The sequence below is a fragment of the Curtobacterium sp. 314Chir4.1 genome (assembly GCF_900215175.1).
Classification (GTDB): Bacteria; Actinomycetota; Actinomycetes; order Actinomycetales; family Microbacteriaceae; genus Curtobacterium; species Curtobacterium pusillum_A.
Window position 1 is genome coordinate 395,775 of record NZ_OCMI01000004.1, and the last position, 23,770, is coordinate 419,544.

The window sequence follows — 23,770 nt, forward strand, 5'->3', positions numbered from 1 at the left end:
GGGGACTCCCGTATCGGGGGTGGGGACAACCCCACCCCTTTCCACAACTCGTACGGTGGACCGCTCCATCGGCACGGAGATGGGAGACTGGGGCCATGCCCATCCTCAACAAGGACATGCAGGTCTGCATCTCACTCGCCGCCCGGCCGAGCAACATCGGCACCCGGTTCCACAACTACCTGTACGACGAACTCGGCCTGAACTTCGCCTACAAGGCCTTCACGACGACCGACCTCGCGGGCGCGGTGACCGGCATCCGTGCGCTCGGCATCCGCGGGTGCTCGGTCTCGATGCCCTTCAAGGAGGCGATCATCCCGCTCGTCGACGTCGTCGAGGAGTCCGCGGCGGCCATCGAGTCGATCAACACGGTGGTGAACGACGACGGCGTGCTGACGGCGTCGAACACCGACTACGAAGCGGTGGCGTCGCTCCTCGCGTCGCACGCGGTCGACCCGACGTCGAGCGTCCTGCTCCGCGGCTCCGGTGGCATGGCGAAGGCGGTCACGGCGGCGTTCCGGGGCGCGGGCTTCGAACGGCTGACGGTCGTCGCCCGCAACGAGCAGACCGGCCCGGCACTCGCGTCGCAGTACGGCTACGACTGGGTGGCGGACGAGCGCGAGGCATCGCCGGCCGACGTCGTCGTCAACGTCACGCCGCTCGGCATGCGGGGCGACCAACAGGATGCACTCGCCTTCGAACAGGACCGGATCGAGGCCGCGCACACGGTGTTCGACGTCGTCGCCTTCCCGTCGGAGACCCCGCTCGTCCTCGCCGGACGCACGGCGGGCAAGCAGGTCATCACCGGTGCCGAGGTGATCGCGCTGCAGGCAGCGCGCCAGTTCGAGCGGTACACGGGCGTCGCCCTGACGGATGACCAGGTCCGCCGGGCGAGCGAGTTCAGCCGCGCTGACTAGCGGCGGAAGCCGCCGACGGACCGGGCAGGTGTCGGACTGGAGGCACGGTGCGGGCCCGCCCCGCGCCTCCAGTCCGCCAGGGGCGTCAGTCGGTCGCGGCGCGACCCGCAGCGACCCACCCGAGCCGTCGCAACGTCTCGCGGTTCCGTACCCAGAGCACCGGTTGCAACAGGAATCCCGGTACCCACGACCCCGGCCCGGCGATCGGGTTCTCGACGATGGTGACCTTGCAGCCGCGGCGGTGCTCCTCGACCGTCAGCTCGACGCGAGCCTCGCCGAGCGGCCAGCCCTGCGGCTGGATCACCATCCGGTGCGGCGGATCCCACTCGTGCACCGTCGTGACGTCGTCGATCACGACGGGCCACGAGCCGAACGAGTGGTGCAGGCGGGTGCCGACGGCGGGCCAGCCGGCGTCCTGCCCACGCATGCGCGAGGCCCCGACCACCCAGGTCGTGAAGAGCCAGCCATCGGCGAGCACGTCGAAGACGTCCTCCGGGCGGCAGTGCAGGATGCGGACGTTCTTCGACATTGGTCAGTCCTCCGGTGCGAGATCGACGTGCTCGGGCAGCCCGAACGTGTGGCGGAGCGCGCTCCTGGCCGCGTGCCAGCCGGCCATGCCGTGCACGCCCGGACCGGGTGCGGAGGCTTCCGAGCAGAGGTACATGCCGCCGCCCATCCGCCACGGATCGGACGACAGCAGCGGCCGCTTGACGAGCTGCCAGAAGCTGGCGGCCCCGGCAGCGATGTCGCCGCCGACGTAGTTCGGGTTGTACGCCGCCATGTCCAGGGCCGTGCGACTGCTCGACCGCAGGACCGTGTCGCGGAACCCCGGTGCGAACCGCTCGATCTGTCGGGTGACGGTCTCGGTCTGGTCCACGTCGGAACCCGAGGGGACGTGCGCGTACGCCCAGAACACGTGCTTGCCCTCCGGCGCCCGGCTCGGGTCGACGACCGTCGGCTCCGAACCGAGGACGTACGGCCGGTCCGCGTGCTGACCGTTCGCGACGGCGCCCTCGGCAGCCGCGATCTCGGCACGCGTCCCGCCGATGTGCACGGTTCCCGCCTTCCGGAGCGACTCGTTCGCCCACGGCACCGGGTCCGACAGGGCGAAGTCGACCTTGGCCGCCGCGTTGCCGAACCGGAACCGTCGGAGGGCACCGCGTCGCGGGTTCGGGATCTGCTTCCCGGCGATCCGGAGCATGCCCGGCACGCTCGTGTCGAACAGCACCGCCTTCGCCGGGGTGAGGTCGCCGAGGGATCGGACCTCGCGGCCGGTCTCGATCCGCCCGCCGTGCGCGACCAGGTCCGCGGCGAGCGCGTCGACGATCGCCTGGCTCCCGCCGATCGGCACCGGCCACCCCCGCCCGTGGGCGTACGCGCCGAGCGAGAGGGCTGCGGCCGCGGTGGCGAGCGACGGCATGTGCTGGATGGAGTGCGCAGCGACGCCGGAGACCATCGCGGGAGCCACGTCCTCGCGGAAGCGCAGGTTCCAGGCGCGCGACCCCTGCTCGAGTGCGCGGAGGCCGAAGCGCAGGACGTTCACGGGGTGGCGAGGGACGTTCAGCAGGGCATCCGTGGCGAAGTCCGCGACGTCGTCGGCGTTCCTCGCGAGCGGTGCCATGAGCTGGTGGAACGCCGGCCCGTCGGCTCCGAGCTCGTCGACGGTCCGCGCGAGGTCCCGGTACGCGATCCCGGCACGGCCCCCGTCGAGCGGGTGGCCGTACTGCACCTCGGGCAGGCGGAGGTCGATGCGGTCCTCGAGCCGGAAGCGTCGGAAGAACTCGGACTGCAGCGCCATCGGGTGCACCGCGGAGCAGACGTCGTGCAGGAACCCCGGCAGCGTGAGCTCCGACGTCCGGGCACCGCCGCCGATCGTGTCGTTCCGTTCGACGACCTCGACGCTGAGCCCGGCACGCGCGAGCGTCACCGCTGCCGCGAGTCCGTTCGGTCCGGCCCCGACGACCACCGCATCCACCATGTCCCCGAGCCTAGGGATCCCCGGCTGCACGGCGTCCCGGTCACGCCCGGCACCGCCTCGCGTCCGAGACTCCGCGCCCGCGCCGAGACACCGCCGGTTCCGGCGGTGTCTCGCGGCAGGGCCGGCGTCTCGCGGCCGGGCCGGCGTCTCGCGGCAGGCCCTGAGCGACCGGGTCAGGCGCGCGCCGCGTCCGGGTCCGCTGGGTCCGTCCCGTCGTCGCCGGCGTCGGCAGCATCGGGCTCGTCGGCGTCCGCCGGGGTGGCCGACGGGGTGCCCGCACCGACCGGGTGCTCCGCGAGCAGTGCCGCGAAGTCCTCGTCGAGCATCTGCTGCAGGCGGTCGTCCCGGCCGATCTCGTAGTCGTCCGCGGGGCGCTGCGCCCACCCGAGCCGCCCGACGACGGTGGTGCCGATGTCGTCCCAGGCGCGGGCCCGGGCCGCGAGGACGATGCCGTCCACGAAGCCCTGGTCCTCCCGACGCCGGTCGAGCATCTCGGCGAGTTGCTCGTACGTTGCCTCTCGCGTGCGGAGCTTGAGGTCGTCGCCGCGTCGGTAGTCGTGCTGGTGGCGGGAGCGACCCTTCTGCTTGCTCGACCTCGACCGGATGTCCCGCATCCGGGCAGCGTCGCCGCGCTGTTCCTCGGCCATGCGGTGGAGTTCCTCGCGCGCGACCTCGGCGATCAGGGCGTGGTCGAAGTACCCCTCGTCGCGGAGGGCGTTCGTGATGATCCGGTTGCCGACGGCGATGGTGACCGCGGCCTTCGCGATGAGGAACCCCTCGTCGACGGCGCGCTTCAGTTCGACCTGGCTGACGGGTCGGTCGCGCACGTCGTGCTTGCTGCGTCGTCCGAACAAGGCCATGCAGTCGACGATACCGGCGTCCGGTGACCATCCGTCCGCAGGTGGACCCGGATCACGCCCTGGAGGGACGACTCGCCTTCCACGGGCCCGTAGCGTCGGGTGCATGGTCACGTACTCGGAATCCCCCCGCACCGGACTGGGCACGGCGAGTCTCGTCCTCGGCATCTGCTCCCTGCTCGCCGGATGGACGTTCGTCGCGCCGATCGTCGGGCTCTGCCTCGGCGTCGCGTCGCGCAGCCGCGAGCCGCTCGCACGCGGGCGTGCCGGCTGGGGGATCTTCCTCAACCTCGTCGCGCTGGCGGTGTGGATCCTCGTGCTCGCACTGCTCGTCGTCGGCGGCGTGTTCGCGGTGTGGCAGGGCGCGACGCAGGGCTCCTGACCCGCGACCGCGACCGCGTCAGAGCACCAGGCCGTACACGGCGACGTCCACCCGCACCGGCCCGAGGGGCATCGCGCTCCGCAGGGTGCCCTCGTGCGTGAAGCCGAGCCGCTCGGCGAGGCCCCGACTGCGCACGTTGTCGACCGCCGTCCGGATCTCGGCACGTGCGGCGCCCCGCGCCCGGGCCACCCCGACGAGGACGGTGGCGGCGCGGCGGACGACTCCCCGTCCCTCCAGGCCGGCGTCCACCCAGTAGCCGAGCGACGCCTGCCCGAGGTACGGGTCGAAGGCCAGCGAGGCGGCTCCGACGATGCGGTCGTCCTGCCGGATGACGCAGGGGAGCGCACGGTCCATCGCGTACTGGCCGAGCAGGTGCTCGGTGTGCAGCCCGATCGTCTCGACGGTCTGCTCCTGCCACGCCCACGGTTCGGCCGCCCGCAGGCGTTCGGCGTTGGCCACCACCAGTTCGTGCAGCGGCCGGACGGTCGTCAGGTCGCGCAGGGTGAGCGTGTACCCGTCCCCGAGGTCCCGTCCGAACGCCGCCACTCCTCAGAGACTAGGCACACGAGCGCCTACTCGTACCGGAGCGCCTCGATCGGGTTCTGGCGGGCGGCCCGACGGGCGGGCAGGGTGCCGGCGAGGAAGGCGATGAACATCACGACCAGGATGATCGTGATCACCGACGACGGTGCGAACTGCATGATCTGCAGGCCCGGCAGGTCCTTCAGGACGGTGCCGGCGAGCAGGTTCGAGATCCCGGTGCCGAGCAGGATCGCCACGCCTGCGCCGATCGCGCTGCCGAGGAACCCGATGAACACGGCCTCGAGCGAGAACAGCGTGTAGACCTTGCCGCCGCCCATGCCCATGGCCTTCATCAGGCCGATCTCGCGGGTGCGCTCCTGGACGCTCATGAGCAGCGTGTTGATGATGCCGAACCCGGCGGCGACCAGCGCGATCACGGCGAAGGCGTTCAGGACGCCGACGATGCCGCTGATCACGGTCTGGAACTGGCCGAGCTGGTCCTGGATCGTCTGGCCCGCGTAGCCGTCCTTCGACAGGGCGTTCTTCACGGTGCTCGCGGACGCGCCGGACTCGAGGGTCGCCGTCGCGCTGGCGTACGACGTGGCGATGGAGGACGGCTTCCCGGTCTCCTGGGCGGCCTGCATCGCGTCGGTCAGGGTGGCGTTGGCGCCGGCCCCACCGCCGAACAGCGACTCGTTCTGCACGCCGACGACCGTGGCGGTCAGGGTGTGCTCCGTGCCCTGGTAGTCGTCGACGGCGATGGTGAGCTGCTTGCCCACGGCCGCCTTCGCGCTGCCGAGTCCGAGGTTCTTCAGGTAGTTCGTCGGCAGGAGCACCTGGTTGCCGGCGGAGGACGCGTCGTCCAGCTGCTTGCCGGCGGCGAGGTCGGCGTCGAGCTCGCCGGCGTTGGCCGCGACGTCGACGACGTACTTGCCCTTCCCGTCGTACTCGACCCACTTCGTGCTCAGCGCGACCGCCGGGCGGACGGTCCGGATCCCGGAGACGCCCTCGATCGTGTCGACGTCCGACTGGGACAGGTACGCGAACGACGCGGGGCCGCGGTTGACGCTCTGGCTCGACTCGTCCGGGTCGTACTTCGCCGGACCGCTGTCGGTGCTGGACTCGACGGTCTTCGTGATCGTCAGGGACCCGGTGTCACCGATGGAGGCGACCTGGGTGTCGATGTAGTTGCTGACGCCGGTGCCGATCGCCGAGGTCAGCGTGATGGTGAAGGCACCGATGAAGATCGCGATCACGGTGAGGGTGGTGCGCAGCTTCGACCGGAACGTGTTCGAGACCGCGGTGCGGAGCAGGTCGAGGAAGTTCATGCGGAGTGCCTTCCGTGCGTGGCCTGCTGGTCGACGGCGGCGCCGGCGGTGGGTGTGCCGTCGGGTCCGCCCACGATGAGCCCGTCGCGCACGTTGACGCGCCGGTCGCAGCGTTCGGCGAGCTCCTCGTCGTGGGTGACGACCACGAGGGTGATGCCGCGGTCGCGCTGCAGCCCGAAGAGCATGTCCTCGACGACCTGGCCGGTGTTCGTGTCGAGGTTGCCGGTCGGCTCGTCCGCGAAGATCACGCTCGGCTCGCCGACGAGCGCACGCGCGATGACCACCCGCTGCTTCTGCCCACCGGACAGGTCGTTCGCGTCGTTCTTCGCCTTGTCGGCCAGGCCGAGGGCGTCGAGCGCCGCCATGCCGCGGCGCTTCCGCTCGGCACCGGTGACGCCGGCGATCTTCAACGGCAGCACGACGTTGTCGAGCACGGAGGTCTTCGGCGTGAGGAAGAACTGCTGGAAGACGAACCCGAACGTGCTGTTCCGCGTGCGGTTCACCTGCCGGGCGCTCAGCGTCGCGGCGTCGGTGCCGTCGAGCAGGATCTGCCCGGCCGACGGCTTGTCGAGCAGGGCGAGCAGGTGCATCAGGGTCGACTTGCCCGAGCCGGACTTGCCGACGATGGCGAGGCTCTCGCCCTGGTTCACCTGCAGGGACACCCCCTTGAGCGCATCGAACCGCGTCGCGCCGCGGCCGTAGGTCCTGGCGAGGTCACGCGCCTCGAGCACGGGAGTGGTCATGCGCCAACCGTACTGTCCGCTGCACGACTGCAAGTTTGCGTTTGCTGTAGACGATGTGACGTTCCGGTTACAGTCGGGCCATGCCCGACACCGCGCCCGCCGCCGAGATGGGCCTCCGCGACCGCAAACGCCTCGAGACCCGGCACCGCATCGCCGAGGCGGCCCGTTCCCTCGCGCTCGAACAGGACATCGACCACACCACGATCGAGCAGATCGCCGCGCGGGCCGAGGTCTCACCGCGGACGTTCTTCAACTACTTCGAGAGCAAGGAGGACGCGGTCCTCGGGCACACCGAACTCGACCTCACGCCGGAGACGCTCGACGCGCACCTGGCCACGGTCGCGGGGGAGCCGGCAGCGCGGGCCGTGGTCGACCTGGCGTTCCTGGTCTTCGGTTCCTCGTTCGGCGACGAGCACGAGCGGCTCGCCCGGAAGGAGGTCATCGTGCGCTTCCCGCAGCTCATGCGCCGGCAGGTCTCCCGGATGACCACGGTGGCCGAGGCGATGACCGGGGCGGTGCGGACGATCCTCGAACGCGATCCGGCGTGGGGTCCCGACGCGGCGACCCCACAGGCGGCCGAGATGCTGCTCGGCATGTGCATGACCGGGCTGCGCAGTTCGGCACGCCACGAGGGGTCGGAGCCCGAGGAGGTCCGCGAGCAGGTGGTCGCGACCATCCGCGACACCGCGGCCCGCATCACGGCCCAGTAGCGGACGGACGGACTGGAGGCGCGGTGCCAGCTGGCTCCGCGCCTCCAGTCCGTCGTGTCCCCACGTCGAGAGCCGTCACGGCTTCGTGATGAAGCCCTCCTTGACCATCCAGTCGAAGGCGACGTCGGCCGGTTCCCGGCCCTCGACGTCCACCTGCCGGTTCAGCTCCTGCAGGACGGAGTCGGTCAGCTTCGGCGAGATCTGGTCGTAGACGTCCTCGAGCTGCGGGTACTCCTTCAGCGTCGCCGTGTCGAGCACCGGCGCGACGTTGTAGGCCGGGAAGAACCCCTTGTCGTCCTCGAGCACGGTGAGCCCCAGCGACTTGATGCGGCCGTCGGTGGTGAAGACCTCGCCGAAGTTGCACTTGCCCCGGTCGGTCGCCGTGTACACGGTGCCGGTGTCGAGGATGCTGACGTTCTTCGTCGGGATGCCGTTGTCCCCGGAGCCACCGAGTTCGAGCCCGTACTTCTCGAGCATCGGCTTGAAGCCGTCGGCACGGGAGTTGAACTCCGACTCGACGCAGAAGGTCCGCTGGTCGATGGGGAGCTTCGTGATGTCGGAGAGGGTCGTGATGTTCCCGAGCTCCGACACGGCCTCGTCGCGGACGGCGAAGGCGTAGGTGTTGTTCATCGGCGCGGGCTGCAGCCAGGTGAGCCCGTTGCCGGCGTCCTCCTTCTTGACCGCCTCCCACTGCTCGGTCTTGTCCGGGATCCCCTCGGCGTGCCCCATGAAGGTCAGCCAGGCGGTCCCCGTGTACTCGTAGGTGAAGTCCGCACCGTGCGAGGTCATGAGCTCGCGGACGGCGACGCTGCCCGGCACGTTCGTCTCGTCGGTGACGTCGAACCCGGCGGCCTTCGCGGCGAGGACGGCGATCTTCCCGAGCACGAGCTGCTCGGTGAAGTTCTTCGAGGTCACCGTGATGTGTGCGCCGTCCGGCAGGTCGTCGATGCGCTTGATGGAACCGGGGTCCGCCGCGGGGACGAACGATGTCGCGGGCTGCAGACCGCAGCCCGCCAGGACGAGGGCGGTGGCACCGGCCACCACGACGGCGGCCGTCCGGCGGAGTCGGCGGGTCATCGGAGTCCCTTCGGTCGTGCGACGGTCTCGACCACGCGGCCGAGCCAGTCGATGGACAGGGCGAGGAGTGCCACGAGGAGCGCCCCGGAGACGAGGACCTTCGGCAGGAACAGGTTCACGCCCGTCGTGATGAGCAGTCCGAGGCCGCCGGCCCCGACGAATGTCGCGAGGCTGGCGGTGCCGACGAGCAGCACGAGGGCCGTCCGGATGCCGGAGAGCATCACGGGGACGGCCAGCGGCAGCTCGACCTTCATCAGGACGCTGAACGCGGTCATGCCCATGCCCCGACCGGCCTCGACCAGACGGGAGTCGACGCTCTGGATGCCGATCATGGTGTTCCGGAGCACCGGCAGGATGGCGTAGAGCACGAGGGCGACGACGGCCGACCACGAGTTCAGGCCGAGCCACGCCGCGAGCAGCACGATGAGGCCGACCGCGGGTGCCGCCTGCCCGAAGTTCGCGACGGCGAGGACGTACACGCTCGCCCGCCGGAGCGGACCGCGGGTGAGCAGGACGCCGAGCGGGATGCCGATGACGAGCACCAGGACGGTCGACTCGAGGGTCAACACGAGGTGCTGGCCGGTCAGCGCGAGGATGTCGGCCGGGTTGAGGGTGGTGCGCTCGGTCGGGGTCAGCTCCGCGGTGGCGAGCCAGACCGCGAAGGCCGCCAACACGACCAGGATCGCGACCGGCTGGACGAGCAGACCCTTCCACGACGTGCGCGCGCCTGTCGCGGGCCCGGCTGCGACCGCGCTCACAGTTCCTCCCCACTGGACGCGATCGTGGGTGCCACCGGTGCCGACGGCATCGTCTCGATCGGGTTCGTGTTGGTTCCGACCGGGGCGTACTCCTGGCCCGAGGCTGCGGCGGCACGCGACCGGGTGATCGCCTCCATCACGGTCTCGACGGTGATGACACCGCGGAACGCGTCACGACGTCCGGTGACGAGCGCAGCGCCGGCGCTGGAGACGAGCATGGTGTCGAGCGCGTCGTTGAGGGTCGCGGCCTCGCCCACGACGGGCAGGTCCGGTTCGACGCCGTCGGGAATGCGGGTGAGTCGCTCGAGCTGGCGCTTGCTCGGCCATCCGATCGGGCGCTGGCGCTGGTCCACGACCACGGCGTGCTGGTGGCCGCCGGCCTCGTTCATGCGTTGCAGGACGGCCTTCGTCTCCTCGCCCACCGAGCAGGTCACCGCGGACTCGACCTCGACGTCGCGGACCCGGTTCAGCGTGAGCTGCTTCAGGCCGGCGCCGGACCCGATGAAGTTCTCCACGAACTCGTTCGCGGGCTCGGCGAGGATCCGTTCCGGGGTGTCGTACTGCACGATGTGGGCGCCCTCGGTGAAGATCACGATCCAGTCGCCGAGCTTCACGGCCTCGTCGAAGTCGTGGCTGACGATGACGATCGTCTTGTGCAGCTCCTCTTGGATGCGGAGGAGCTCGTCCTGCAGGCGCTGCCGGGTGATCGGGTCGACGGCACCGAACGGCTCGTCCATGAGCAGGACGGGCGGGTCCGCGGCGAGGGCCCTGGCCACGCCGACGCGCTGCTGCTGGCCGCCGGAGAGCTCACGGGGGAAGCGGTCGCGGTAGGTCTCCGGGTCGAGCGAGACGAGGTCGAGGAGCTCGTCGACGCGCGCCGCGATCTTCTCCTTCGACCAGCCGAGCATCTTCGGGACGATCGCGATGTTCGCCGCGACGGTCATGTGCGGGAAGAGCCCACCGGCCTGGATCACGTACCCCATGCGCCGACGCAGTTCGTCGGCGTCGATGCCCGTGACGTCGTCGTCGCCGACCACGATGCGGCCCTCGGTCGGTTCGATGAGGCGGTTGATCATCTTCAGCGTGGTCGTCTTGCCGCAGCCGGACGGGCCGACGAGCATGACGATCTTGCCCGCCGGGATCTCGAGCGTGATGCCGTCGACCGCGGGCTTCGTCTGGCCCGGGTACCGCTTGGTGACCTCGTCGAGCAGGATGCTGCGGCCGGTGACGTCCCCGTCGGGGGCGGTGGTGGTGGCGGAGTCAGTGCTGGACACGGATACCTCTCGAGATGGTCAGACGGCCGAGGCCGAGGAGGAGCAGGTCGAGGACGAGGGCGAGCAGGACGACCCCCACCACCCCGACCGTCACGGAGAACAGGGCGTTGGCGCCGCCGAGGCGGGACAGCCCGGAGAAGATGAAGCCGCCGAGACCGGGGCCGAGCGCGTACGCGGCGATCGCGGCGATGCCCATCACCATCTGCGCCGACACCCGCACGCCGCTGAGGATGATCGGCCACGCCATCGGCAGTTCGACCTGGACGAGGGTCCGGAAGCGGCTCATGCCGATGCCCCGGGCGGACTCGACGACCGTCGGCGGGATCTCGGCGAGGCCGACGACCGCGTTGCGGAGGATCGGCAGGGTGGCGAAGAACACCACCGTCACGACCGAGGGCACGACGCCGAACCCGAGCGGGACGATGAGCAGACCGATCACGGCGAAGGACGGCAGCGTCAGGCCGATCGCCGACACCCCGTTCGCGACGGACGTGAGCCGTGGGCTGCGGTAGACGAGTGTGGCGAGCACCACGGCGATGAGCGTCGCGAGCACCGTGCACTGGACCACCAGTGAGAAGTGCTGCCACGACGCGAACCAGATCTGGTCCCACCGCTCCCCGATGTACTGGAACACGCGGAAGCGCTCCTCTCCGGTCGGCCGAACTGCCCACGGGTCGGGGCACAAGTGGGTTCGAACCTACGCAGCGCTGCCGGTGGTTGTACAACTGCAAATCTTCGGGTCCGGCTGATCCTGAGCGTCCGATCAGTGGGAAACACCCGGTCAAACCGGGTGTGGGGGACTCAGTCTGGGAGAACGGTAACGATCGCGAGCGGTCGTCGGCTATGCGTCGATGCCTCGGAGGCCGGACCGCTCGGCGATGTCGACGAGCTGCTCGCGCCACTCGACCCACTCGTCCGGGGTCTTCTCGGCGAGGTTGCCGTCACCGTCGCCGGCCAGCCCGTCGAGCATCTCGCGCACGATGTCCGCGTGTCCCGCGTGCCGGGCCGTCTCGTAGGACATGTGCACGAGGATCCGGTGCAGCGTCACCTGGCGGCGGTCCTCGGGCCACCAGGGGACGACCCCGAGGGCGTCGAGGTCGAGCGCCTCGATGGTGGCGTCGGCGTGCGCGGCGCTGCGGTGGTGGAACGCGACGACGTCGTCCAGGGTCTCGTCGAGCGTCGCGTACATGTCGTCGCCGTCCTCCGACTCGAGCCAGGCGGGCGGGTCGGGCAGCGGGCGCCCGAAGACCTCTCCGAAGTACCCGGCCTGCACGGAGGCGACGTGCTTCACCAGCCCGAGCACGTTCGTCCCGGTCGGCGTCACCGGCCACCGTGCCTGCCGTTCGGCCAGGCCGTCGAGCTTCGCGAGCAGCGCGTCCCGGTGCTTCTGCAGGTACCGGTGGAGGGTCCGCTTGTGGACGGCGGCGTCGAGGACCGGCGCCGACCCCTCGTCCGACAACAGCGAGCCGCCGCCGGACGCCAGCGACGGCCCCGCCGGTGCGGGGTGGACCTCGGGGACGGCGTCGGCGCTGCTCATGCCCTCGATCGTGCCACCGCGCGCTGTCGGACGCGCTCCGACTCCTGCACGGCGACGCGTTCGGCGGTGAGCAGGAGGCCGGCGACCTCGCCCGAGTTCCGGGAGGGCGCGTCGTTCCAGCTCGTCAGGTCGCGCACCCGTCCCATCCGGACGTCGGGGGCCGGGCACCAGAGCACCGGCTGCCCCTCCTCGACGGCGAGGGCGTGCCAGACGAGGTCGAGCGCACGCTGGACCTGCTGGGAGTGCACGGCGTGCGGGCCCCCGGCGGCCGAGACCACCGAGCCGACGAGGCACGCGGCGACGAGCGGGCGACCCTGCACGTCCATCGCGGCGGCGCTCGATGCCTTGCGCATGCGCCCGTGTTCGTCGAGGTAGGCGAACCACGCGTGCTGGATCCACCCCCGTTCGATGACGCCGCGGGCGACGGACAGCAGCCGCTCGAGGTCGCCGAGCTCCTGCAACCGGACCTCGGCGCGGCGCACACGGGATGCGGCCCGGCGCGCGGCGTACCGGTCGAGGAGCCCGCGGAGACCGGTGCGGGTGGGGGCGGACGGGACGGGAGAGGCGTCGGTGGCGACGTCGTGCTGGACGCGGAACTCGAGGGTCATGACGGCCCCTCCGATCTTCACGTGCACGGATTGGTGCGGTCACGATAGCCCCGGGCGGAGTCAGCCGTCCAGCACTGCGTCGATCGTCCGGCGTGCGACGGCACGGAACGTGCGGTCGTCGGACAGGTGCAGCGCCGAGGCGATGGACACGGCCCAACCACGCGCCCGTTCCCAGGTGTCGTCGTCGGCGGTGACGTGCGCGCGGAAGGTGCGCCGCGCCTCCCGGTCGAGCACCAGCCAGGCGGTGGCCAGGTCGACCGCCGGGTCGCCGGCCGTGACGTCGCCGAAGTCGACGACGGCCGCCAGGCGGCCGTCGCCGTCGGGCGTCTCCTCGACCAGCACGTTGAACGGGTGCAGGTCGCCGTGCACCCAGACGGGAGGCCCGGCGTACGCGGGCAGCGCCGCCGCGGCCCGCCAGACTGCCGCCAGCTCTCCGGCCCGGGGCACGTCCTTCGTCGCGAGTCGCGTCAGGACGCTGTCGCTGCGCGTCGCGAGCGGCACGGCGCGGACCGGGTTCACGGGGGCGTCGGCCGGCGCGGGGACGTGCAGCAGCTCGACGAACGCGGCGAGCGCCTCGGCCACGTGCACCCCGGCCGCACGCTCGCCCACCGGCGTCCCGGGCAGCCAGCGGACGACGCTCCAGGACCACGGGTACCCGAGGGCCGGGCGTCCGGTGCGGACCGGATCGGGGACGGGCACGACGGCCGCCACCCGGTGCGCGATCGCCGGCAACCACCGCTGCTCGTGCTCGATCAGCTCGGCGGCCGCCGCACGGCGGGGGAGCCGGACCGCGAGCAGGTCACCGAGCCGGACGATGACGTTGTCCCAGCCGTTCGCGACGAGCTCGAGCGGGAGGTCCGCCAGGTCGGGGTGCTGGTCGCGGAGCAGCGCCCGGACGAGCGGGACGTCGACGTCGACCTCGGCAGCGGGGGTGGCCATCGGGTCAGGCTAGCGCGACCGCGCCCGGACCCGTGCGCAGAGCCCCGTGCGCACAGCCCCGTGAACGGGGGCGAGAGCGGAAACCGACCGCTGGGTACCCTCGGGGGGAGTGGTGACGTGGGTGTCCATGGGGGGACCCGCGTCGCTCGGACGAGGTCAGTCCCCCGGGGTGGTCGGCGCGATCAGCGCGACGAGCCGCGGGATCTCCGGGCGCACCCGGTCGGTGACGATCGCGGCGAGCAGGACGGTCCAGAGTTCGCGGAGCCGCTCGTACAGGTCGGTCCGGTCGGCCAGCACGTCCGACACGGTCTGCACGCCCGTGTACGCGGGGATCACCACGCGGCCGACGAGCTCCGGGTCCCAGGCGGGATCGACCTCGCCGGCGTCGACGCCCCGGCGCACGAGGTCGGTGACCACGGCGATCCAGTCGGTGTACGGGTCCTGGCGGGCCACGTCCGCCGTCGCTGCCTCGGTGGAGAGCCGGATGCCGGCGCTCACCACGACCTCGTGGACCATCTGCGAGGCGAGCCCCTGCGACATCCACATCAGGACCTCGAGCGGGGTGGTCCCACGGGCGGCCGCGGCCTCGCCGTACGCACGGGAGACCTCGTGCTGCCGGGCGATCACCGCGCCGGCGAGGTCGGCCTTCGACGTGAAGTGGAAGTAGAGCGCGCCCTTCGTCAGGCCGGCACGCTCGGCGACGGCGTCCATCGAGGCGCCGACGTACCCGCGCTCGTCGAACTCGCCCGCTGCCGCGTCGATGATCGCAGCCCGGGTGGCGACTGCCCGCTGCTGCCGGGTGCGACCGTCCTGCGCCATGATCCTGCAATCGTACCGAGGGGGACTCCCGGCTGATCACCGGGGTTCTCCCACGCGGCCTGTCGTACCGTTCCGGGCATGGACGGATGGCGGAGCCCGGCACGGTGGGCACGGGCGGGACGGTGGCTGCTGCTGCCGATCGCCGTGCTGGACTGGGTCGCGCTCGCCCCCCAGACGATCGTCGTGCTGGCGTTCCTGATCGCCGTCGTCGGGCTCGCCGGCATCGCTGCGGCCCTCGTCGTGCACATGCTCGGGCGGTCCCGCGGAGCGATGGCGGCACTCGGGGTCGTGCTGCTGATCGGTGGACTCGTGGTGTTCGGCCTCGACCCGTTCCCCGGGTCGTTCCCGCTCATCGACCCCTGGTGGCCGGAGTCGATCACACAGCCGCAGGTGGTGGGCAGCGCCTACTGGCAGCTCGCCGGCCTGGGCATCGAGCTCGCCGGCTTCGGGATGCTCGCCACCCTGCTCGTCGTGTCGCTCACCGCGAAGCCCGCTCGGCGCTGACCGCGCGGGACGGCCGGGCGCGACCCGCTCAGTCGCGGGTGAGGACGATGAGCGTCCCACCCGTCGCGACCGCACGGACGCGGTCGACCAGGTCGGCTCCGTCCGTCGTCGCCCTGGCCAGCTCGACCAGGGCGTCGAGGTCCCCCACCCCGGCCAGCACCCCGTCGGTGCACAGCACGATCCGGTCGCCGGGCGCGAGGTCCAGGGATCCCGGCGTGCGCGGGACCGTCTGCGGCTGCAGGCCGATCGGCAGGTCGTGCGACCGCAGCGCCTCGGCCGTGCCGTCGGCGTGCAGGAGCACCGCGAGGCCGTGTCCGGCGTCCCCGTGGTCGACGTGACCCGACGTCGGGTCGAGCCGGAGGTGGAAGAGCGACCCCACGGTGTCCGCAGCCGACAGGTCGGCGGCGATCTGCGCCTCCAGGCCGACGATCGCCTTTCCCATCGCGACGTCCGTGCGCGCGATGACCGCGGCACGGACCGCCGCCGCGAGGAGCGCGGACGCGCGTCCCGCCGCCGGGACCGAACCGACCGTGAGGTGCAGTCGACCGTCGGCCGCGAGTCGCCAGTCGCCGACGTCGCCCGAGTCCTCCCGCGGGACGGACAGGGTGTCGAGACGGTACCCGGGCACCGTCACCGGCTCCGGGACGAGGCCGTCGACGACCCGCCGGACCCGGTCCCGCTCGATCGTGTGCCCGAGTTCGCGCTCCGCCCAGCGCGCGAGGTCCCGGAGCAGGTCGAGGTCCTCTGCGGTCAGCTCGCGCGGCTTCGCGTCCATGATGCAGAGCGTGCCGACCCGGGTGCCGTCGAGCATCGACAGGGGTGCGCCCGCGTAGAACCGGATGCCCTGCTCGGTCACCGCCGCGAGGTGCGCGAACCGCGGGTCGAGCGTCGCGTCGGGCACCACCATCGGTTCGTCGGTCAGGACCGTCGTCGAGCAGAAGACCTGCTCGGCCGGAGCACTCCCGCCCTGCCGCCAGCCCTGCGTGGACTGCGCCGTCACGAGGTCGTCGTGCACGAGGTTGAGGAAGGTCAGCGGGACGCCGAAGGCCTCCTGCGTCATGCGGGTGATGCGGTCGAAGCGTTCCTCGGGGCCGCTGCCGAGGACGCCGAGCGCCTCGACCACTGCCGTTCGGTGCGCTGCGGCGTCGAGGTGGGTCACCCGTCCTGTCTACCCGCACCCTCGCCCAGGAACCAGTCCCGCGGGTGGGGGTCGGCGGTGAGCTCGCGCCGCTCGGACACCGGCGCCGCCCAGGACGCCGCGTTCGACAGCACCCGCTGGATGTCCGGATGGTGGTACACGGGGTACTCCTGGTCGCCGGGGGAGAAGTAGAAGACCTTCCCGAGGCCACGACGGTAGGCGACGCCGGAGCGGAAGACCTCACCGCCGGCGAAGGTCGACAGGAACACTTCTTCGTCTGGCCGCGGGATGTCGAAGTACTCGCCGTACATCTCCTGCCGCTCGATGACGATCGGGTGCGGGACACCGGCGGCGATCGGGTGCTCCGGCGCGACGGTCCAGACGAGTTCGCGCTCGCCGTCGTTGCGCCACTTCAGGGAGCACGTCGTGCCCATCAGGCGCTTGAACGGCTTGGAGTAGTGCCCGGAGTGCAGCACCACGAGGCCCATCCCGGCGTGCACGGCCTCGACCACCAGGTCGACCACGGCGTCGCTCACCTCGTCGTGGGCGGCGTGCCCCCACCAGAACAGCACGTCGGTGGTGGCGAGACGCTCGGCGGTGATGCCGTGGTCGGGCTCCTGCAGCGTGGCGGTGCTCACGGTCGCCTCGGGGTGGTGCTCGCGGAGCGCGGCGGCGATCACGGTGTGCATGCCGTCCGGGTAGTGCCCGATGACGGTCTCGTCACCCCGGCTCTCGTGCACGTTCTCGTTCCAGACGACGATGTTCAGGGGACGGGATTCGGTCGGCGTCGACATGGCTCCCACGCTAGCCTCCCCGGGCGTCGAATCGATACGACCGCCGGAGTGTCGGGGCTTCTCCAGGCCGGCTCGGTCACGATGTCGGCATGACTCCCCGATCCCTGTTCCGCGCCGCCGCGGTGGCCGAACTCGTGACCTGGACGCTCCTCATCGCCGGGATGGTGGTGAAGTACGGACTCGACGCCGGTGACTGGGGCGTGCGGATCGGCGGCGGGGTGCACGGGTTCGTGTTCCTGGCCTACCTCGTCGTCACGACCGTGGTCGCGGTGAACCAGCGGTGGTCGTTCGGGGCGCTCGTGCTCGGGTGGGCGAGTGCCGTCGTGCCGTACGCGACCGTGCCGTTCGAGGTCGCGGTGGCCCGGCGCGGGATGCTCGAGGGCCCGTGGCGCCGAGGGGCCGAGGGGCACGCCGGGTTCTGGGACCGCCTGCTCTTCTTCGTGGTGCGCCGCCCCGCCGTGTCGATCGGCGTCGGTGTCGTGGCCGTCGCCCTGGTGTTCCTGGCGCTGCTGGCGGTCGGCCCGCCGGGTCGATGACGACGCGGTGGTCGCCACCACACGACGGACGGGAGGCACGGTGCCAGCTGGCACCGCCCTCCCTCGCAGGCTCAGTCGGCGCGCCCCGCGCGACGCTTCGCGTCGCCGCCGAGCGGGGCGCGCCCGTCCGTCGTCAGCGCGGCTACAGGGCCGCGAGGACCTGGTTCAACGTGGCGGACGGGCGCATCACGGCGCTCGTCTTCGCGTCGTCGGGGCGGTAGTACCCGCCGATGTCCGCCGGGTGCCCCTGCACGCCGTTCAGCTCACCGACGATGGTGGCCTCCTGCTCGCCCAGTGTCGACGCGATCTGCGCGAAGGCCGCCGCGAGCTCGGTGTCCGAGGTCTGCGCCGCGAGTTCCTCGGCCCAGTACTTCGCCAGGTAGAAGTGGCTGCCGCGGTTGTCGATCGAGCCGAGCTTGCGACCGGGGGACTTGTCCTGCTCGAGGAACGTCCCGGTGGCACGGTCGAGGGTCTCGCCGAGGATCTTCGCCCGCTCGTTGCCCGTCACACCGGCGAGGTGCTCGAGGCTGACCGCGAGCGCCAGGAACTCGCCGAGGCTGTCCCAGCGCAGGTAGTTCTGCTGCACGAGCTGCTGCACGTGCTTCGGCGCCGAACCACCGGCACCGGTCTCGAACAGGCCGCCACCGCCGAGCAGCGGGACGACGGAGAGCATCTTCGCCGACGTGCCGAGCTCCATGATCGGGAAGAGGTCGGTGAGGTAGTCGCGGAGGACGTTGCCCGTGACCGAGATGGTGTCCTCGCCGCGACGGATGCGCTCGAGCGAGAAGCGCATGGCGTCCTCGGGGGAGAGGATCTCGATCTGCAGCCCGTCGGTGTCCTGCTCGCCGAGGTAGGTGCGGACGAGGCCGATGAGGTTCGCGTCGTGCGCACGCGTCTCGTCGAGCCAGAACACGGCGGGGGTCTCGGAGGCACGCGCACGGGTGACCGCGAGCTTCACCCAGTCGCGGATCGCGACGTCCTTGGTCTGGCAGGCGCGCCAGATGTCGCCAGCCTCGACGTCGTGCTCGATGACCGTGTCGCCGCCGCTCGTGACGACGCGCACGCGCCCCGCTGCCGGGACCTCGAACGTCTTGTCGTGCGAGCCGTACTCCTCGGCCTTCTGCGCCATCAGGCCGACGTTCGGCACCGAGCCCATGGTGGCCGGGTCGAACGCGCCGTTCGCGCGGCAGTCGTCGATGACGACCTGGTAGATGCCGGCGTAGCTCGAGTCGGGGATGACCGCGAGGGTGTCGTGCTCGTCGCCGTCCGGGCCCCACATGTGACCGGAGGTGCGGATCATCGCCGGCATCGAGGCGTCGACGATGACGTCGCTCGGGACGTGCAGGTTCGTGATGCCCTTGTCGGAGTCGACCATCGCGAGCTCGGGGCCGGCGTCGATGCCGTCCGCGAAGGCCCGCTTGATCTCCGCACCGTTCGGCACGGCGTCGAGGCCGGCGAGGATCGAGCCGAGGCCGTCGTTCGGGTTGAGGCCCGCGGCGACGAGGTCGGCACCGAAGCGCTCGAAGACGCTCGGGAAGAACGCGCGGATGACGTGGCCGAAGATGATCGGGTCGGAGACCTTCATCATCGTGGCCTTGAGGTGCACCGAGAACAGGACGCCCTGCTCCTTCGCCGCGGCGATCTGGTCCTGCAGGAAGGCCTCGAGCGCGGCGACGTGCAGCACGGTGCCGTCGACGACCTCGCCCGCGAGGACGGGGATCGACTGCTTGAGGACCGTGGTCTCGCCGTCCGTGCCGACGAACTCGATCGTCAGGACGTCGTCCGCCGGAGCGATCCAGGACTGCTCGTTCGAGCGGAAGTCGTCGACGCCCATGGTCACGACGTTCGTCTTCGAGTCGGACGACCACGCGCCCATGCGGTGCGGGTGCTTGCGGGCGTAGTTCTTCACCGAGAGCGGCGCGCGACGGTCCGAGTTGCCCTCGCGCAGCACCGGGTTCACGGCGCTGCCCTTGGTGCGGTCGTAGCGGGCGCGGGCGTCGCGCTCGTCGTCGGTCGTCGGCTCGTCGGGGTAGTCCGGCAGGTCGTAGCCCTGCGCCTGGAGTTCCTTGATCGCGGCCTTGAGCTGCGGGATCGACGCCGAGATGTTCGGCAGCTTGATGATGTTCGCCTCGGGCGTCTTCGCCAGGTCGCCGAGCTCGGCGAGGGCGTCGTCCAGGCGCTGCTCGGCGGTGAGCCGCTCCGGGAACTGGGCGATGATCCGGCCGGAGAGCGAGATGTCGCGGGTCTCGACGTCGACACCTGCGGTGCCGGCGAAGGCCTGGATGACCGGGAGGAAGGAGTGGGTGGCGAGGAACGGTGCCTCGTCCGTGAGGGTGTAGATGATCTTGGCCATGCTGGCGGGTACTCCCTTGTTCGACCGTCGGTACGTCCACGGTACTCGTGGCGCAGGATGTCTCGACATCAAGATACATGGTGCGGTCTGCGTCGAGCAGACGCTCGGTCGACTTCCTGGAGGCGCACTGTCGACTCATAGGAACGTCGCCTGCAATGGTCTTCCGCAGCACACGACCGCAGGAGGCGCGCATGTCCACGACACGGCAGACACCATCGGACTTCGGGTGGTCCGCCGAGGACCTGCGCTCCGCCTACGCCGTCGACGGCAGCGGGCCCTACCGGTACGCACCAGACGGTTCCGGTCCGTTCTCGTACGACGAGGACGGCTCGGGACCGTGGCTGGTCGGACCGGAACCGCGCCGTGGCATCGCCCGGTTCGCGCCGCGGGACCGCGGGTCGGGCTCGCGGTTGCGGCGGATCGGGACCGCCGTGACCGCGGGCACGCTCGCACTCGTCCTCGCCGCGGGGAGCGTGGCCGTCGTCGCGCACATCGTTCCTCCACACCACGCCGTGAACGCCTCGGCGCTCCACAGCGCGGAGCCCGACCGGGACTGACCGCCCGAACGGTGTCATGGTGGGTGCGTGACCGAATTCCTCGTCGTCGGCGTCATCGCCCTCATCGCCATCGCGGGCGCCGCCGTGCTCGGTCCGCGCATCGGTGTCGCGGCGCCGCTCGTGCTCGTCGTCGTCGGGATCATCGCGAGCCTCGTGCCGTGGATCCCGAACGCCGAGATCGACCCGGAGTGGATCCTCGCCGGGGTCCTGCCGCCGCTGCTGTACTCGTCGGCGGTGTCGATGCCGTCCATGAACTTCCGGCGCGAGTTCGGCGCCATCAGCGGCCTGTCGGTCCTGCTCGTCATCGCGTCGAGCCTCGTGCTCGGGCTGTTCTTCGCCTGGGTGATCCCGGGGCTCGGGTTCTGGTGGGGCATCGCACTGGGGGCGATCGTCAGTCCGACCGACGCGGTGGCCACCTCGATCGTCAAGCAGACCTCGATCTCCCGCCGGGCGATCTCGATCCTCGACGGCGAATCACTGCTCAACGACGCGACCGCGCTCGTGCTCCTCCGGACCGCCATCGCCGCCGCGGCCGCGTCGTTCTCGTTCTGGGGCGCGCTCGGGGACTTCGCGAAGGCCGTGGCCATCGCCGTGGTGATCGGCTGGTTCGTCGGCTGGGCGAACGTGTCCGTCCGCGCCCGGGTCCCGAACGCGGCGGTCAACACGGCCCTCTCGTTCGCGGTCCCGTTCGTCGCCGCCGTCCCGACCGAGTACCTGCACGGGTCCGGGCTCGTCGCGGCGGTCGTCGCCGGGCTGTTCACCGGGATCGTCGGCCCACGGAAGCTCCCGCCGGGGCACCGCCTGTCGGACGCGCAGAACTGGCAGACGATCGAACTCGTGCTCGAGGGTGCGGTGTTCCTCACCATGGGCCTCGAGCTCGCGTCCATCCTCCGGGAGGTCGAGCGGGACCACACGGGCATCGGGCCGGCGCTCCTCATCGCCGTCGGCGCCCTCGTGCTGACCGTGGTCGTCCGGGCCGCGTACGTGGTGCCGCTGCTGCTCGCCCTGTCGTCGAGCGCCAAGCGCGGGGAGCGCATGCAGCAGCGGTTCGCCGAGATGCACGCCGGTGACCGCGACGCCATGAGCGAGGTCATCCGTGAGCACCGCCCCGGCAACCGCGCGCCGTCGGAGCGGGAGCTCGACCGGTTCTCCACGCGGGTCCGCCGAACCCTGGCGGACATCGCGTACTACACGAAGGCACCGCTCGGCTGGCGGGAGGGCACTGCGGTCGTCTGGGCCGGGATGCGCGGGGCGGTCACGGTCGCCGCGGCGCAGACGCTGCCCGACGGCACGCCGCAGAAGTCGCTGCTCGTGTTCATCGCCTTCGCGGTCGCCCTGCTGTCGCTCGTGGTCCAGGGCGGCACGATCGGACCCCTCCTCCGCAGGATCGCCGCTCCGGCGCCGGACACCGCCGCGAAGGACACCGAGGAGCGCAAGCGGCTCCTCGACCTCATGCGGACGGCGGCGGAGCAGGTCCCCGGCACGGGCGAGGCCGGGCCCCGTGCGCGTGAGGAACTCGAAGCAGCCGACCCCGCCGAGCTCCGGGCGTGGATGGGTCGCGAGAAGGCCCGACGGCTCGCGGTGCTCGAGGCCCAGCGCGCCGCCGTCCTCGACGCCCGCGACGACGGGAGCTTCGACGCCGAGGTGCTCGAGTCGATGCTGCAGAACCTCGACGCCGAGCAGATCGCCCTCGAACTCAGGGGAGCGCCGGCCCGCTGACCGTTGACTGGCGGCCCGAGGTCACTCGCCGATGCGGACCCGGAAGACCCGGACCCCGGCGGTCTTCAGCGCCGCGAGCCCGAGCCGCATCCGAAAGCTCCGGAAGGGTCGTTCGAACCCGGACGGCGCCGACGCCGCACCGATCTGGTGCAGGACCTCGGACGTCAGCGTCCGCTCGAGCTTGGGCGCGAGCCGGGTCAGGCCGGACACGGTGACGACGATCCGGACGGCGTGCGGGGCGAGCAACGAGTCGATCGTCTCCGCCGCCTCTTGTGCACGGTGGAACGCGGGGTCGCTGCCCGGTCGGCGGATCGCGATGACGGCGAGCTCCGCGTCCCAGGTCTCGCCGGGATCCGGCAGGTCGTCGACACCCACCACGCGCATCCGGGCCGCATCGACCCCCGCGCGCACGGCGGCGGTCCGGAGCACCGGCAGCAGTTCCTGCGTCCCTGCGAGCACGACGTGCGCCGACGCCAGGTCGACGGGTTCGTGCCGCTCTCGCGGCGTTCGGGCCATGTGGAGGGTCCTTTCCGCTCGCTCACTGCGGACACTACCGATCCCGTTGGGTGCGCGGCCGGGGCGGGCGGGCGGATCAGGACCCTCTCAGGGCGTCGGTAACGATGAGATCACGAAATGACCTGTACAAAGCGACAGAGTCGTGCAGAATGGTGGGCGGCCATGACGACTGCACGCGAACACGACCAGCACCCGGACACCCCGGTGGTGCACCTGTCCCGTCGCGCCGCCCTCGAGGCAGAGCGCGCAGCCGCCCGCAAGCCGGCCCGTCGCGAACGCCCGGCGAAGCCCGAGCGCCCGACTGCCGAGCGCACGACTGCCGAGCGTCCCGCGAAGCCGGAGCGCACCGGCCGCCGGGCCACTGCAGCCCGCGCCACCACCGAGCACGTCGACTCCCGCATCCAGCGCGTCGTCCGCCGCCCCGCACCCAGCGTGACGCGAGCGCCCAGCGCTCCCCGCGCCTCCCGGTCGCACCGCGCAAGCCGGATCACCCTGACCAGTGCGCTCGCGGCCCTGGCGATGTTCGCCGCGTCGGCGATGCCGGCCCACGCCAGCGCCGGGACCTCGATGGCCACCGCGACCCTCGCGCCGTCCGTCCGCACGCAGGACTACGCCGTGACACAGGCGATCTCGGCGAGCGTCCTCGACCGCGACGAGTTCACCGTCGGCGGCGGCTCGGCCGGGGCTCCTGGTACGTCGGTGTCGTACGGCGGCGAGATCCGGTCGCCGTTCCCCGGGCCCGTCCGGATGAGCTCGGGCTTCGGCTACCGCTCGGCACCGTGCGGCGCGTGCTCGTCGTTGCACCAGGGCCTCGACTTCAACCCCGGCATGGGCGCTCCGATCGGCGCCGTCGCCGCTGGAACCGTCCGGGTCTCCGGAACCTACTTCTCGTACGGCACCGCGGTGATCATCGACCACGTGGTCGACGGTCGCGAGGTCTCCACGCTCTACGGCCACATGATCCCTGGGTCCTCCCCGCTCAAGGTCGGCGACACCGTCGAGGCAGGCGAGTTCATCGGCAAGGTCGGCTCCTCCGGGGTCTCGACCGGGGCGCACCTGCACCTCGAGGTCTGGATGGACGGCGTCACGCCGATCGACCCGGAAGCCTGGCTCGAAGCGCGCATCGGGCGTTCCCTCACCGCTTGATCAGCTTTCCTGTGCAGAGTCACAGACATGGACGACTGTCACAGACCGCCCGCCCGACGCC

26 protein-coding genes are annotated in these 23,770 nt (G+C 71.5%); 8 read left to right on the forward strand and 18 right to left on the reverse strand.

Features of this window, described 5'->3' with window-relative positions:
• The first annotated feature begins 95 nt into the window (after positions 1–95).
• Positions 96–914 carry a shikimate 5-dehydrogenase gene (locus CRP27_RS14655; RefSeq protein WP_097181348.1) on the forward strand — a complete coding sequence of 273 codons (819 nt, stop codon included), beginning with the start codon at positions 96–98 and terminating at the stop codon, positions 912–914.
• Between the two features lie 85 nt (positions 915–999).
• On the opposite strand, the gene CRP27_RS14660 is transcribed toward CRP27_RS14655, so the two are convergent.
• The 3 genes from CRP27_RS14660 to CRP27_RS14670 all read right to left on the reverse strand — a co-directional run bounded on the left by CRP27_RS14660 (position 1,000) and on the right by CRP27_RS14670 (position 3,752).
• Positions 1,000–1,443, reverse strand: coding sequence for an SRPBCC domain-containing protein (locus CRP27_RS14660; protein ID WP_097181349.1), 444 nt, complete (start codon positions 1,441–1,443; stop codon positions 1,000–1,002).
• Positions 1,444–1,446: 3 nt separating this feature from the next.
• Positions 1,447–2,892, reverse strand: a complete 1,446-nt coding sequence (locus tag CRP27_RS14665; RefSeq protein ID WP_097181350.1) for an NAD(P)/FAD-dependent oxidoreductase — start codon at positions 2,890–2,892, stop codon at positions 1,447–1,449.
• Positions 2,893–3,065: 173 nt separating this feature from the next.
• Positions 3,066–3,752, reverse strand: coding sequence for a hypothetical protein (locus CRP27_RS14670; protein ID WP_079237484.1), 687 nt, complete (start codon positions 3,750–3,752; stop codon positions 3,066–3,068).
• Between the two features lie 103 nt (positions 3,753–3,855).
• Between CRP27_RS14670 and CRP27_RS14675 the strand changes: the two genes are divergently transcribed.
• Complete coding sequence (locus tag CRP27_RS14675; RefSeq protein ID WP_097181351.1) at positions 3,856–4,131, forward strand: hypothetical protein; 276 nt, start codon at positions 3,856–3,858, stop codon at positions 4,129–4,131.
• Between the two features lie 18 nt (positions 4,132–4,149).
• On the opposite strand, the gene CRP27_RS14680 is transcribed toward CRP27_RS14675, so the two are convergent.
• Genes CRP27_RS14680 through CRP27_RS14690 form a run of 3 tightly spaced genes read right to left on the reverse strand, consistent with a single transcriptional unit; the run spans position 4,150 to position 6,724 of the window.
• Positions 4,150–4,677, reverse strand: coding sequence for a GNAT family N-acetyltransferase (locus CRP27_RS14680; protein WP_097181352.1), 528 nt, complete (start codon positions 4,675–4,677; stop codon positions 4,150–4,152).
• Between the two features lie 26 nt (positions 4,678–4,703).
• A complete protein-coding gene (locus CRP27_RS14685) occupies positions 4,704–5,981 on the reverse strand; it encodes an ABC transporter permease (RefSeq protein ID WP_097181353.1) in 1,278 nt (425 codons plus the stop codon).
• Positions 5,978–6,724, reverse strand: coding sequence for an ABC transporter ATP-binding protein (locus CRP27_RS14690; RefSeq protein WP_097181354.1), 747 nt, complete (start codon positions 6,722–6,724; stop codon positions 5,978–5,980). The genes CRP27_RS14685 and CRP27_RS14690 overlap by 4 nt, the downstream gene beginning before the upstream one ends.
• A gap of 80 nt (positions 6,725–6,804) precedes the next feature.
• Between CRP27_RS14690 and CRP27_RS14695 the strand changes: the two genes are divergently transcribed.
• Positions 6,805–7,434 (forward strand): TetR/AcrR family transcriptional regulator, encoded by a 630-nt coding sequence (locus tag CRP27_RS14695; protein WP_097181355.1) that lies wholly within the window; start codon positions 6,805–6,807, stop codon positions 7,432–7,434.
• 75 nt (positions 7,435–7,509) lie between these two features.
• On the opposite strand, the gene CRP27_RS14700 is transcribed toward CRP27_RS14695, so the two are convergent.
• The 8 genes from CRP27_RS14700 to CRP27_RS14735 form a co-directional block, all read right to left on the reverse strand.
• Positions 7,510–8,511, reverse strand: coding sequence for a glycine betaine ABC transporter substrate-binding protein (locus tag CRP27_RS14700; RefSeq protein ID WP_097181356.1), 1,002 nt, complete (start codon positions 8,509–8,511; stop codon positions 7,510–7,512).
• Positions 8,508–9,269 carry an ABC transporter permease gene (locus CRP27_RS14705; RefSeq protein WP_097181357.1) on the reverse strand — a complete coding sequence of 254 codons (762 nt, stop codon included), beginning with the start codon at positions 9,267–9,269 and terminating at the stop codon, positions 8,508–8,510. Before CRP27_RS14705 ends, CRP27_RS14700 begins: the two co-directional genes overlap by 4 nt.
• Positions 9,266–10,543: an ABC transporter ATP-binding protein gene (locus CRP27_RS14710; protein ID WP_097181358.1), complete on the reverse strand. Its 1,278-nt coding sequence runs from the start codon at positions 10,541–10,543 to the stop codon at positions 9,266–9,268. The genes CRP27_RS14705 and CRP27_RS14710 overlap by 4 nt, the downstream gene beginning before the upstream one ends.
• On the reverse strand, positions 10,530–11,177 hold the full coding sequence (locus tag CRP27_RS14715; RefSeq protein WP_097181359.1) for an ABC transporter permease: 648 nt from the start codon (positions 11,175–11,177) through the stop codon (positions 10,530–10,532). The genes CRP27_RS14710 and CRP27_RS14715 overlap by 14 nt, the downstream gene beginning before the upstream one ends.
• Positions 11,178–11,384: 207 nt before the next feature.
• Positions 11,385–12,080, reverse strand: coding sequence for a DinB family protein (locus CRP27_RS14720; protein WP_097181360.1), 696 nt, complete (start codon positions 12,078–12,080; stop codon positions 11,385–11,387).
• Complete coding sequence (locus CRP27_RS14725) at positions 12,077–12,688, reverse strand: hypothetical protein (RefSeq protein ID WP_141399781.1); 612 nt, start codon at positions 12,686–12,688, stop codon at positions 12,077–12,079. Before CRP27_RS14725 ends, CRP27_RS14720 begins: the two co-directional genes overlap by 4 nt.
• A 60-nt stretch (positions 12,689–12,748) precedes the next feature.
• Positions 12,749–13,627 (reverse strand): aminoglycoside phosphotransferase family protein, encoded by an 879-nt coding sequence (locus CRP27_RS14730; RefSeq protein WP_097181362.1) that lies wholly within the window; start codon positions 13,625–13,627, stop codon positions 12,749–12,751.
• 156 nt (positions 13,628–13,783) lie between these two features.
• Entirely contained in the window at positions 13,784–14,446 is a 663-nt protein-coding gene (locus CRP27_RS14735; RefSeq protein WP_097181363.1) for a ScbR family autoregulator-binding transcription factor, read from the reverse strand.
• A 78-nt stretch (positions 14,447–14,524) separates the two neighbouring features.
• Between CRP27_RS14735 and CRP27_RS14740 the strand changes: the two genes are divergently transcribed.
• Positions 14,525–14,950, forward strand: a complete 426-nt coding sequence (locus tag CRP27_RS14740; protein ID WP_097181364.1) for a hypothetical protein — start codon at positions 14,525–14,527, stop codon at positions 14,948–14,950.
• A 28-nt stretch (positions 14,951–14,978) separates the two neighbouring features.
• Here the strand turns inward: CRP27_RS14740 and CRP27_RS14745 are convergent, their stop codons facing one another.
• Together CRP27_RS14745 and CRP27_RS14750 are read right to left on the reverse strand one after the other, a co-directional pair.
• Positions 14,979–16,109 carry a PP2C family protein-serine/threonine phosphatase gene (locus tag CRP27_RS14745; protein WP_097181365.1) on the reverse strand — a complete coding sequence of 377 codons (1,131 nt, stop codon included), beginning with the start codon at positions 16,107–16,109 and terminating at the stop codon, positions 14,979–14,981.
• Positions 16,106–16,882 (reverse strand): ThuA domain-containing protein, encoded by a 777-nt coding sequence (locus tag CRP27_RS14750; RefSeq protein WP_255257603.1) that lies wholly within the window; start codon positions 16,880–16,882, stop codon positions 16,106–16,108. The genes CRP27_RS14745 and CRP27_RS14750 overlap by 4 nt, the downstream gene beginning before the upstream one ends.
• 89 nt (positions 16,883–16,971) lie before the next feature.
• Between CRP27_RS14750 and CRP27_RS14755 the strand changes: the two genes are divergently transcribed.
• Complete coding sequence (locus CRP27_RS14755) at positions 16,972–17,418, forward strand: DUF3817 domain-containing protein (protein WP_097181366.1); 447 nt, start codon at positions 16,972–16,974, stop codon at positions 17,416–17,418.
• A gap of 142 nt (positions 17,419–17,560) precedes the next feature.
• On the opposite strand, the gene CRP27_RS14760 is transcribed toward CRP27_RS14755, so the two are convergent.
• A complete protein-coding gene (locus tag CRP27_RS14760) occupies positions 17,561–19,771 on the reverse strand; it encodes an NADP-dependent isocitrate dehydrogenase (protein WP_097181367.1) in 2,211 nt (736 codons plus the stop codon).
• A 191-nt stretch (positions 19,772–19,962) separates the two neighbouring features.
• Here CRP27_RS14760 and CRP27_RS14765 point away from each other — a divergent pair, with 191 nt between their 5' ends.
• Together CRP27_RS14765 and CRP27_RS14770 are read left to right on the forward strand one after the other, a co-directional pair.
• Positions 19,963–20,328: a hypothetical protein gene (locus CRP27_RS14765; protein ID WP_141399782.1), complete on the forward strand. Its 366-nt coding sequence runs from the start codon at positions 19,963–19,965 to the stop codon at positions 20,326–20,328.
• A 27-nt stretch (positions 20,329–20,355) separates the two neighbouring features.
• Positions 20,356–22,047, forward strand: a complete 1,692-nt coding sequence (locus tag CRP27_RS14770) for a sodium:proton antiporter (RefSeq protein WP_097181369.1) — start codon at positions 20,356–20,358, stop codon at positions 22,045–22,047.
• Positions 22,048–22,068: 21 nt separating this feature from the next.
• Here CRP27_RS14770 and CRP27_RS14775 read toward each other — a convergent pair whose 3' ends face one another.
• On the reverse strand, positions 22,069–22,563 hold the full coding sequence (locus tag CRP27_RS14775; RefSeq protein WP_097181370.1) for a hypothetical protein: 495 nt from the start codon (positions 22,561–22,563) through the stop codon (positions 22,069–22,071).
• Positions 22,564–22,725: 162 nt separating this feature from the next.
• On the opposite strand from CRP27_RS14775, the gene CRP27_RS14780 reads away from it, so the two are divergent.
• Positions 22,726–23,709 carry a M23 family metallopeptidase gene (locus CRP27_RS14780; protein ID WP_176505623.1) on the forward strand — a complete coding sequence of 328 codons (984 nt, stop codon included), beginning with the start codon at positions 22,726–22,728 and terminating at the stop codon, positions 23,707–23,709.
• Positions 23,710–23,770 lie beyond the last annotated feature (61 nt).